Origin of the sequence: Streptomyces sp. Ncost-T10-10d, from assembly GCF_900091955.1 — a bacterium.
Lineage (GTDB): Bacteria > Actinomycetota > Actinomycetes > Streptomycetales > Streptomycetaceae > Streptomyces.
Window position 1 is genome coordinate 95,560 of sequence record NZ_FMDF01000033.1, and the last position, 9,912, is coordinate 105,471.

Annotated in this window: 9 protein-coding genes; 6 read left to right on the forward strand and 3 right to left on the reverse strand. The window is 69.0% G+C overall.

Annotated elements, in window-relative coordinates; genetic code table 11:
- Nucleotides 1–141 precede the first annotated feature (141 nt).
- The 5 genes from acs (at nt 142) to GA0115254_RS45535 (ending at nt 5,731) form a co-directional block, all read left to right on the forward strand.
- Nucleotides 142–2,142: an acetate--CoA ligase gene (gene acs, locus GA0115254_RS03305; protein ID WP_093893733.1), complete on the forward strand. Its 2,001-nt coding sequence runs from the start codon at nt 142–144 to the stop codon at nt 2,140–2,142.
- 218 nt (nt 2,143–2,360) lie between these two features.
- The gene (gene nhaA / locus GA0115254_RS03310) at nt 2,361–3,761 is read left to right on the forward strand and encodes a Na+/H+ antiporter NhaA (RefSeq protein ID WP_093893752.1); all 1,401 of its coding nucleotides are present in this window, start codon (nt 2,361–2,363) and stop codon (nt 3,759–3,761) included.
- Nucleotides 3,762–3,808: 47 nt separating this feature from the next.
- On the forward strand, nt 3,809–4,342 hold the full coding sequence (locus GA0115254_RS03315) for a phage holin family protein (protein WP_093893734.1): 534 nt from the start codon (nt 3,809–3,811) through the stop codon (nt 4,340–4,342).
- Nucleotides 4,339–5,430 (forward strand): alpha/beta fold hydrolase, encoded by a 1,092-nt coding sequence (locus GA0115254_RS03320; RefSeq protein ID WP_176739959.1) that lies wholly within the window; start codon nt 4,339–4,341, stop codon nt 5,428–5,430. The genes GA0115254_RS03315 and GA0115254_RS03320 overlap by 4 nt, the downstream gene beginning before the upstream one ends.
- 106 nt (nt 5,431–5,536) lie before the next feature.
- Complete coding sequence (locus tag GA0115254_RS45535; protein WP_093893735.1) at nt 5,537–5,731, forward strand: hypothetical protein; 195 nt, start codon at nt 5,537–5,539, stop codon at nt 5,729–5,731.
- A 117-nt stretch (nt 5,732–5,848) separates the two neighbouring features.
- Here GA0115254_RS45535 and GA0115254_RS03330 read toward each other — a convergent pair whose 3' ends face one another.
- The 3 genes from GA0115254_RS03330 to nth form a co-directional block, all read right to left on the reverse strand.
- Nucleotides 5,849–7,054, reverse strand: coding sequence for a MarP family serine protease (locus GA0115254_RS03330; protein WP_093893736.1), 1,206 nt, complete (start codon nt 7,052–7,054; stop codon nt 5,849–5,851).
- 88 nt (nt 7,055–7,142) lie between these two features.
- Nucleotides 7,143–7,952 (reverse strand): NUDIX hydrolase, encoded by an 810-nt coding sequence (locus GA0115254_RS03335; protein WP_256102373.1) that lies wholly within the window; start codon nt 7,950–7,952, stop codon nt 7,143–7,145.
- A 62-nt stretch (nt 7,953–8,014) separates the two neighbouring features.
- The gene (gene nth / locus GA0115254_RS03340) at nt 8,015–8,941 is read right to left on the reverse strand and encodes an endonuclease III (RefSeq protein WP_093893737.1); all 927 of its coding nucleotides are present in this window, start codon (nt 8,939–8,941) and stop codon (nt 8,015–8,017) included.
- 301 nt (nt 8,942–9,242) lie between these two features.
- On the opposite strand from nth, the gene GA0115254_RS03345 reads away from it, so the two are divergent.
- On the forward strand, nt 9,243–9,912 hold a 670-nt coding region (locus tag GA0115254_RS03345), incomplete at its 3' end, for a Crp/Fnr family transcriptional regulator (RefSeq protein ID WP_093893738.1).

Sequence of the window (9,912 nt, forward strand, 5' to 3'; positions counted from 1 at the left end):
TCCGTGTCGCTGTGCTCCGCACTGGTGCGCCGCGCCGCGCCGGACCGCACATGGAGGCGGGACCGTGTCTCCATACACGAGACACAGGTCTAAACCAATTCCGGGCAGACACTTGTCACCCGGCCTTTGGCCTGATGAGCTATGCCCCGGGACACAACGGACACCCTGGGAATGGGAGATGTCGTGAGCAACGAAAGCCTGGCCAATCTGCTCAAGGAGGAGCGGCGGTTTGCACCGCCTGCCGATCTGGCCGCCAATGCCAACGTCAAAGCGGAGGCGTACGAGCAGGCCGAGGCGGACCGGCTGGGCTTCTGGGCCGAGCAGGCCCGTCGCCTGACCTGGGCCACGGAGCCGACCGAGACGCTCGACTGGAGCAACCCGCCCTTCGCGAAGTGGTTCGCGGACGGCAAGCTCAACGTCGCGTACAACTGCGTGGACCGCCATGTCGAGGCCGGCCACGGTGACCGGGTCGCCATCCACTTCGAGGGCGAGCCCGGCGACAGCCGCGCCATCACCTACGCCGACCTGAAGGACGAGGTCTCCCGCGCAGCGAACGCCCTCACCGAGCTCGGTGTCGGCAAGGGCGACCGGGTCGCCGTCTATCTGCCGATGATCCCCGAGGCTGCCATCGCGATGCTGGCCTGCGCCCGCATCGGCGCGGCGCACTCGGTGGTCTTCGGCGGCTTCTCCGCCGACGCCATCGCCGCCCGCATCCAGGACGCGGACGCCAAGGTCGTCATCACCGCCGACGGCGGCTACCGTCGCGGCAAGCCGTCCGCGCTCAAGCCCGCCGTGGACGACGCCGTCTCCCGTATCGACACCGTCGAGCACGTCCTCGTGGTCCGGCGCACCGGGCAGGACACCGCGTGGACCGAGGGCCGCGACGTCTGGTGGCACGAGATCACCGGCCGGCAGTCCGCCGAGCACACCCCCGAGGCCTTCGAGGCGGAGCAGCCGCTCTTCATCCTCTACACCTCCGGCACGACGGGTAAGCCGAAGGGCATCCTGCACACCTCCGGCGGCTACCTCACGCAGGCGGCGTACACCCATCACGCGGTCTTCGACCTCAAGCCGGAGACCGATGTCTTCTGGTGCACCGCCGACATCGGCTGGGTGACCGGCCACTCGTACATCGTCTACGGCCCGCTGGCCAACGGCGCGACGCAGGTCATGTACGAGGGCACGCCCGACTCCCCGCACCAGGGACGTTTCTGGGAGGTCGTGCAGAAGTACGGCGTCACGATCCTCTACACCGCGCCGACCGCGATCCGTACGTTCATGAAGTGGGGTGACGACATCCCCGCCAAGTTCGACCTGAGCAGTCTCCGGGTCCTCGGTTCGGTCGGTGAGCCGATCAACCCCGAGGCGTGGATGTGGTACCGCAAGCACATCGGCGCCGACAAGTGCCCGATCGTGGACACCTGGTGGCAGACCGAGACCGGCGCGATGATGATCGCCCCGCTGCCGGGCGTGACGGAGACCAAGCCGGGCAGCGCCCAGCGCGCCCTGCCCGGTATCTCCGCCACGGTCGTCGACGACGAGGCCAACGAGGTTCCGAACGGCGGGGGCGGCTATCTCGTCCTCACCGAGCCGTGGCCGTCGATGCTCCGCACCATCTGGGGCGACGACCAGCGCTTCATCGACACGTACTGGTCGCGCTTCGAGGGCAAGTACTTCGCGGGCGACGGCGCCAAGAAGGACGAGGACGGCGACATCTGGCTGCTCGGCCGCGTCGACGACGTCATGCTCGTGTCCGGGCACAACATCTCGACCACCGAGGTCGAGTCGGCGCTCGTGTCGCACCCCTCGGTCGCCGAGGCTGCCGTGGTCGGCGCTGCCGACGAGACGACCGGCCAGGCCATCGTCGCCTTCGTGATACTGCGCGGTACGGCTGCCGCCTCGGACGAGCTCGTCGCGGAGCTGCGCAACCATGTCGGCGCCACGCTCGGCCCGATCGCCAAGCCGAAGCGGATCCTTCCGGTCGCGGAGCTGCCGAAGACCCGCTCCGGCAAGATCATGCGGCGTCTGCTGCGTGACGTCGCCGAGAACCGCGAGCTGGGCGACGTCACGACGCTGACCGACTCGTCGGTAATGGACCTCATCCAGACCCAGCTGCCGTCCTCCTCCTCGTCCGAGGACTGACCGAGGCGAGTACGTCACCGAGGGGCATCCGGCAACGCGCCGGGTGCCCCTCGGACATTTATGGTGAAGATCACCGGATACCGCCCCGCGCACCCCGGGTACAGTGGCAGCGGCGTCAACAAAGCAATAAGAAATCTCCACAGGGTGTGCCGGGAAGTCTGGTCGGCAAGTGCATCAGCCATGCCATCGCTGCCGTACCGACCCGGAGGTCCTCACTCGTGGCCACCCCCACACCCTCTTCCTCCCGCCGCACCTTTCTGGCGCGCCTGTCCCTCCCCGAGCGGAACTACCTCGCGGACGCACTGCGCACCGAGACCGTCGGTGGAGTCATCCTGCTGGCGGCCGCGATAGCCGCCCTGGTGTGGGCGAACACCTTCGGTTCCAGTTACGCGGCCGTCAGCGACTTCCACTTCGGTCCCGGGTCGCTGGGCCTCAACCTCTCCGTGGAGCACTGGGCAGCGGACGGGCTGCTCGCGGTCTTCTTCTTCGTCGCGGGCGTCGAACTCAAACGGGAACTGGTTGCGGGCGAACTGCGCGACCCCAGGGCGGCCGCCCTCCCGGTCGTCGCCGCGCTGTGCGGAATGGCGGTTCCGGCCGTCGTCTACACACTCGTGGCCGTGACCGGCGGGGGTTCCACGGGTGGCTGGGCCGTCCCCACCGCCACCGATATCGCCTTCGCGCTCGCCGTCCTCGCGGTCATCGGCACCTCGCTGCCGAACGCGCTGCGCGCCTTCCTGCTGACGCTCGCCGTCGTCGACGACCTCCTCGCGATCCTGATCATCGCGGTCTTCTTCACCGAGCAGATCAACTTCATGGCGCTGACCGGCGCCTTCATCGGTCTCGCCGTCTTCTATCTGCTGCTGCGCAGAAATGTGCGCGGCTGGTACATCTACGTACCGCTCGCCCTGGTCATCTGGGGCCTGATGTACAACAGCGGCATCCACGCAACCATCGCCGGTGTCGCCATGGGCCTGATGCTCCGCTGCACCCGGCGGGACGGCGAGACCCACTCCCCCGGTGAGCACATCGAGCATCTGATCCGCCCGCTGTCGGCCGGTATCGCCGTGCCGCTGTTCGCCCTCTTCTCAGCAGGTGTCTCCCTCTCCGGCGGCGCACTCGCGGGCGTCTTCACCCGGCCCGAGACGCTCGGTGTCGTCCTGGGGCTCGTCGTCGGCAAGACGATAGGCATCTTCGGCGGTACGTGGCTGGCCACCCGCTTCACGAAGGCAGAGCTGAACAAGGACCTGGCCTGGGCGGATGTCTTCGCGGTCGCCTCGCTCGCCGGGATCGGCTTCACCGTCTCGCTGCTCATCGGTGAACTGGCCTTCGCCGGCGACGAGGACATGATCAACGAGATCAAGGCCGCCGTGCTGCTCGGCTCGCTGACAGCCGCCGTACTCTCCGGTGCACTGCTCAAACTCCGGGTACGCAGATACCGGACTCTGTACGAGGCGGAGGAGCTCGACGAGGACGAGGACGGCGTGCCCGACGTCTATGAGCAGGACGACCCGGAGTACCACCTGCGGATGGCCGCGATCTACGAGAAGAAGGCGGCCGAGCACCGCCGCCTTGCCCAACTGGCGGGGGCAGCGAGCAGCAAGCCGGACAGTCCGGCATGATCTGACACCAGATGTGTTGAGCAGGAGAGCAGGAGAGGGAGTCAGGGATGAGCGACCCCGGCAACAACGCGGGCAGTGCCGACCGCAGTCTCGGACAGTTGGTCGCCGCAGCGACGGCCGAGATGTCCGCACTGGTGCACGACGAGATCGCCCTGGCCAAGGCCGAAGTGCGGCAGGACGTCAAGCGTGGCGTGACCGGGAGCGTGGCGTTCATCATCGCGGGCGTGCTGGTTCTGTTCGCGATCCCGGTGCTGAGCTTCGCGGCGGCTTACGGAATCCATTACCTGGGGCTCGGCCTCGCCGTGTCGTTCACGATCGTGGGCGCCGCGTTCATCCTGCTGGGTGTGCTGCTCGCACTGTTCGCCATCGCCAAGCTCAAGAAGGTGAAGCCGCCGGAGAAGTCCATCGCTTCGGCCAAGCAGACGGCGGCCGTGCTGCAGGGGGTCAAGCCGCACCCGCGGCCCGCTGTCACGGCGGGGGCGAGCCGTCCGGCCGCTGTGGGCAGCAGGCCGGCGGAGAAGGCTCTGGAGAAGTCTTCGGTCCAGGACAAGGCGTCCGCTGTGGCACGCTCGTCCACATGACGGTCCCCGATTCCAGTGCATCCGGCCCAGTAGGCCCGGAAGGTCAGGCAGGCCAGAAAGGCCGGGTAAGCCCGAACGGCCGGGCGGGCCCGGACGGCTCCTTGGGCTCGACCGGCCGCTCAGGCCCCTCGGGCTCGTCCGACCTGCCGGGTTCCCCCGGCCCGGCCGGCTCCGGTGGGCCCGTAAGGCTCGACGGGCCGTGGACCCACCGGGATGTGGCGGCCAACGGCGCCCGCTTCCACATCGCCGAGCTCGGCGAGGGGCCGCTGGTGCTGCTGCTGCACGGCTTCCCGCAGTTCTGGTGGACCTGGCGCCATCAGCTCACCGCACTGGCCGACGCCGGTTTCCGGGCCGTGGCAATGGACCTGCGCGGGGTCGGCGGCAGCGACCGCACGCCCCGGGGTTACGACCCCGCCAACCTGGCGCTCGACATCACCGGCGTGATCCGCTCGCTGGGCGAACCGGACGCCGCCCTGGTCGGCCACGACATGGGTGGCTACCTCGCCTGGACGGCCGCGGTGATGCGGCCGAAGCTGGTGCGTCGCCTCGTGGTCTCGTCGATGCCGCATCCGCGCCGCTGGCGTTCCTCGATGCTCTCCGACTTCGCCCAGTCCCGCGCGGGCTCGTACGTCTGGGGCTTCCAGCGCCCGTGGGTGCCGGAGCGTCAGCTCGTCGCGGACGACGCGGCGTTGGTGGGCCGGCTGATCCGTGACTGGGCGGGCCCCCGGACCCCTGAGTTCCCCGACGATGCGGCGGTCGACGTCTACCGGCGCGCGATGTGCATCCCGTCGACGGCGCACTGCTCGATCGAGCCGTACCGCTGGATGGTGCGCTCCCTGGCCCGTCCGGACGGAATCCAGTTCAACCGGCGCATGAAGCGGCCGGTGCGGGTACCCACACTGCATGTGCACGGTTCACTCGATCCGGCGATCCGTACACGGAGCGCGGCAGGGTCCGGCGAGTACGTCGAAGCGCCGTACCGTTGGCGACTTTTCGACGGTCTGGGGCACTTCCCCCACGAGGAGGATCCGGACGGGTTCTCGGCCGAACTCATCAACTGGCTCAAGGATTCCGAGCCCGACCGGTAGCCGTACGGGCACAGTTGTCCGACGAACAGCCAATTGCCCGACGCATAGGCCAATTGGCTGGCGGATGCGCGGTTACCGACCATGAGGCACGGGCAGACGTCGAGGTATGGGCTGGACGCACGACTTCGGTGACGCAGCACGCAACCGACGCTCGACCGCCACGGCGAGTCCGAGCACTCATGAGGGGGGCGGCCCCCAGGGCCGGGTGCACGATATGCATGATCCCCGGCTCGGTATTCCGCGCATTCTGCGCCGTCGGGCCCGCTGGGTCTCGGCGCGGCTGCGCCATCCACGCGGATGATGTCCGCCCCGGCCGGCCGGTGAGTGTTCACCGACCGGGCGGAACTTCCATGTCTCTCGCGGCTGCCGCGGGGCGGTACGCGCAGGGCCTGTCCGGCGGATCAGTGCCGGAGAGGCTCTAGAGGGCGCACCCCTGACTGTCGACCTGCTGGTTGGCGGCGCGGCCGTGCGCGATGTCCTGGCGGATCTCGTCGGCCGTCAGCGCGTAGCCGGTGTCGGGGTCGTCCAGCGACTTCGCGAAGACGACCCCGTACACCTTGCCGTCGGGGGTCAACAGCGGTCCGCCGGAGTTGCCCTGACGGACGGTCGCGAAGAGCGAGTACACATCGCGGCGGACAGTGCCCCGGCGGTAGATGTCCGGTCCGTCGGCGTCGATACGACCCCGGACGCGCGCGGCCCGTACGTCGTACGAGCCGTTCTCCGGGAAGCCCGCGACGATGGCACTGTTCCCGGTACCGGCGTCGTGATCGGTGTCGGTGAACTTCAGCGGCTTCGCGTCGAGGTCCGGTACATCGAGTACGGCGATGTCGCGCTGCCAGTCGTAGAGGACGACCTTCGCGTCGTACAGCCTCCCCTGACCGCCGATCTGGACGGTCGGCTCGTCGACACCGCCGACGACATGGGCGTTGGTCATCACCCGGCGGTCGGAGAAGACAAAACCGGTGCCTTCGAGGACCTTGCCGCAGCTCGGGGCCGTACCGACGACCTTGACGATGGACTTCTTGGCGATGGCCGCCACGGGGCTGCCGACCAACGCCGGGTCCGGGGCCTGGACCTCGGTGATCGGCTCGTTGGCGAAGGGGCTGAAGACCTGCGGGAAGCCGTTCTGCGCAAGGACCGAGGAGAAGTCCGTGAACCAGGTGGAGGCCTGGGTCGGCATCACTCGGGAGATGCCGAGCAGGACCGACGAGCTACGGACCTCCTTGCCCAGCGTGGGCAGTGTGGTACCGGCCAGTGCGGAGCCGATGAGCCAGGCGACCAGCAGCATCGCGACCACATTGACCAGGGCACCACCGGTGGCATCGAGAGCGCGCGCGGGCGACCACGTGATGTACCGGCGGAGCCTGTTCCCGAGATGGGTGGTGAACGCCTGCCCCACCGAGGCGCAGACGATCACGATGACGACGGCGACGATGGCTGCCGTCGATGAGACCTCGGAGCCGTTCGTCAGCTGGTCCCACAGGACCGGCAGCAGATAGACGGCTACGAGACCGCCGCCCAGGAACCCGATCACCGACAGGATGCCGACGACGAACCCCTGGCGATAGCCGATGACCGCGAACCACACGGCGCCGGCCAGCAGCAGGATGTCCAGCACGTTCACCGTCTATAGCCTCGCAGATTCGTCACCGGGCCTGTTTCTTCGACTGGGTCCGGGCAGGGCCGGACAGCGCAGCACGGGAGTCAGCCTGTCATGCGCGCCAGTCGAGCGGCACCTGCTTGGCGGTGTCCCACGGGCGCTCCCAGCCCGCGAAGTGCAGAATCCGGTCGATCACTCCGGCCGTGAACCCCCAGACCAAGGCGGATTCGACCAGAAATGCCGGGCCTCGGTGACCGCTCGGGTGAACCGTGGTCGCGCGATTGGCCGGGTCCGTGAGATCCGCCACGGGGACGGTGAAGACTCGGGCTGTCTCACCCGGATCGACGACACCGACCGGGCTCGGCGACCGCCACCAGCCGAGAACCGGTGTCACGACGAAGCCGCTCACCGGGATGTAGAGCCTGGGCAGCACTCCGAAGATCTGCACTCCGCGCGGATCGAGGCCCGTCTCCTCCCGGGCCTCCCGCAGAGCGGCCCTGAGCGGCCCTGTAGTGGCCTGGTCGCCGTCCTCCGGGTCCAGTGCACCGCCGGGGAAGGAAGGCTGCCCAGCGTGGGAACGCAGGCTTCCGGATCGCTCCATGAGGAGCAGCTCGGGGCCGCGCTCACCCTCCCCGAACAGTACGAGTACGGCGGACTGCCGCCCGGCGCCGCTCTCCGGCGGCAGAAAGCGGCTGAGCTGGTCCGGCTCGATCGTCCGCGCGGCACGGGCCACAGGGTCGAGCCACTCCGGCAGGCCCTCGGTCGTGACGGTGATGGCTCCGTCGTGACCTGCGCCGGCCGCTGCGGCGGCCGCTGCGACCGCCGCAGCGGGGCTCACGGCCGCCGGGTTGACCACAGCGGGGCCGGCCGCCGCCGCGCCCTGTTCGTGCGTGCTCTGCGTGCTCTGTTCGTGCGTCTTCATAGGCACCCCTCGTCTCACAACGCCTGTCATCACGCATTTCGTTCCGGAGCGAGCGCCGTGCGTCAGCCGGCCCCCAGGGCCGGCGCGGGCTTGCCCGGGTAGTCCGCCGGTGGGCTCAGTCGCTGCCCGGGCTGACCGCCCATCTCGTACTTCAGCAGCTTCCTGGCCTTCTCCGGATCCGTCTCGCCCTCCCCGTACGCCGGGCAGAGCGGGGCGATCGGACAGGCGCCGCAGGCGGGCTTACGGGCATGGCAGATGCGACGGCCGTGGAAGACGACGCGGTGCGAAAGCATCGTCCACTCGCTCTTGGGGAAGATCGCGGCGATCTCGGCCTCGACCTTCTCCGGGTCCTCCTGCTCCGTCCACTTCCAGCGGCGGACCAGGCGCCCGAAATGGGTGTCGACCGTGATGCCCGGTACTCCGAAGGCATTCCCGAGCACGACATTGGCGGTCTTGCGGCCGACTCCCGGAAGCGTGACGAGATCGGCAAGCCGGCCCGGCACCTCGCCGCCGAACCTGTCCCTGATCGCCACGGAGAGGCCTATCAGCGACTTGGTCTTGGCCCGGAAGAAGCCGGTCGGCCGAATGAGCTCCTCCAATTCCTCCGGGACGGCCGCGGCCATGTCCTCGGGGGTGGGGTAGGCGGCGAAGAGAGCGGGGGTGGTCTGGTTGACCCTCAAATCGGTGGTCTGGGCGGAGAGGACCGTGGCGACGAGAAGCTCGAAGGGATTCCTGAAGTCCAGCTCGGGGTGGGCATACGGGTAGAGCTCGGCGAGCTCACGGTTGATCCTGCGGGCACGGCGGACCATCGCCAGATGCGATTCCGGTTTCGCGCCGGGCTTCGCTCCGGATTTCGAGGGTTTCACGGTGGCCTTCGCGGTGGACTTCGACGCGGGCTTCGCGGTGGACTCGGCTGCGGCCCGTGCGGCGGACTTCGACGCCGGCTTCGCCGCGGCCTTCAGCCCGGCCCTCGGGACCTGCTCACCCACAGGGCGTTTTGTCGCTTTTTTCGGGCGACTCGCAGCCTGTTCGCCCACAGCGGAATCACGGCCTTCCGACACCCCATCAGCCCCCTTGGCCTGCGCTCTCACCGGCGATTTGGACACCCGGCCAGCCTAGAGCCACACACTGACATCCGCCCCGGTCACCGCGTATCCACCCCCGATCGGCCCCCTGCCTCACGGTTCGGCACGCCCGTGCGTCAAACTGGTTTGTGATTGATCGCACTGTTTTACCGTCCGGCATGATGGGGACCACGGTTCCCTGAACAGGCCGACAAGGAGAGAACTCGTGGACGACGTTCTGCGGCGCGCCCCGCTTTTCGCGGCGCTCGATGATGAGCAGGCCGCGGAGCTCCGCGCCTCGATGAGTGAGGTGACCCTCGCACGCGGCGACGCGCTCTTCCACGAGGGCGACCCGGGCGACCGCCTCTACGTGGTCACCGAGGGCAAGGTGAAGCTCCACCGCACCTCCCCCGACGGGCGCGAGAACATGCTGGCGGTCCTCGGCCCCGGCGAGCTGATCGGTGAGCTGTCGCTCTTCGACCCGGGCCCGCGCACGGCCACCGCGACCGCGCTGACCGAGGTCAAACTCCTCGGCCTCGGCCACGGCGACCTCCAGCCCTGGCTGAACGCCCGCCCCGAGGTGGCCACGGCCCTGCTGCGCGCCGTCGCCCGCCGACTGCGCAAGACCAACGACCAGATGTCCGATCTGGTCTTCTCGGACGTACCGGGCCGTGTCGCCCGCGCCCTCCTCGACCTGTCGCGCCGCTTCGGCGTCCAGTCCGAGGAAGGCATCCATGTCGTCCACGACCTGACCCAGGAAGAGCTGGCCCAGCTGGTCGGCGCCTCGCGCGAAACGGTCAACAAGGCGCTCGCCGACTTCGCCGGACGCGGCTGGCTGCGCCTGGAGGCGCGCGCCGTGATCCTGCTGGACGTGGAGCGCCTGGCCAAGCGGTCCC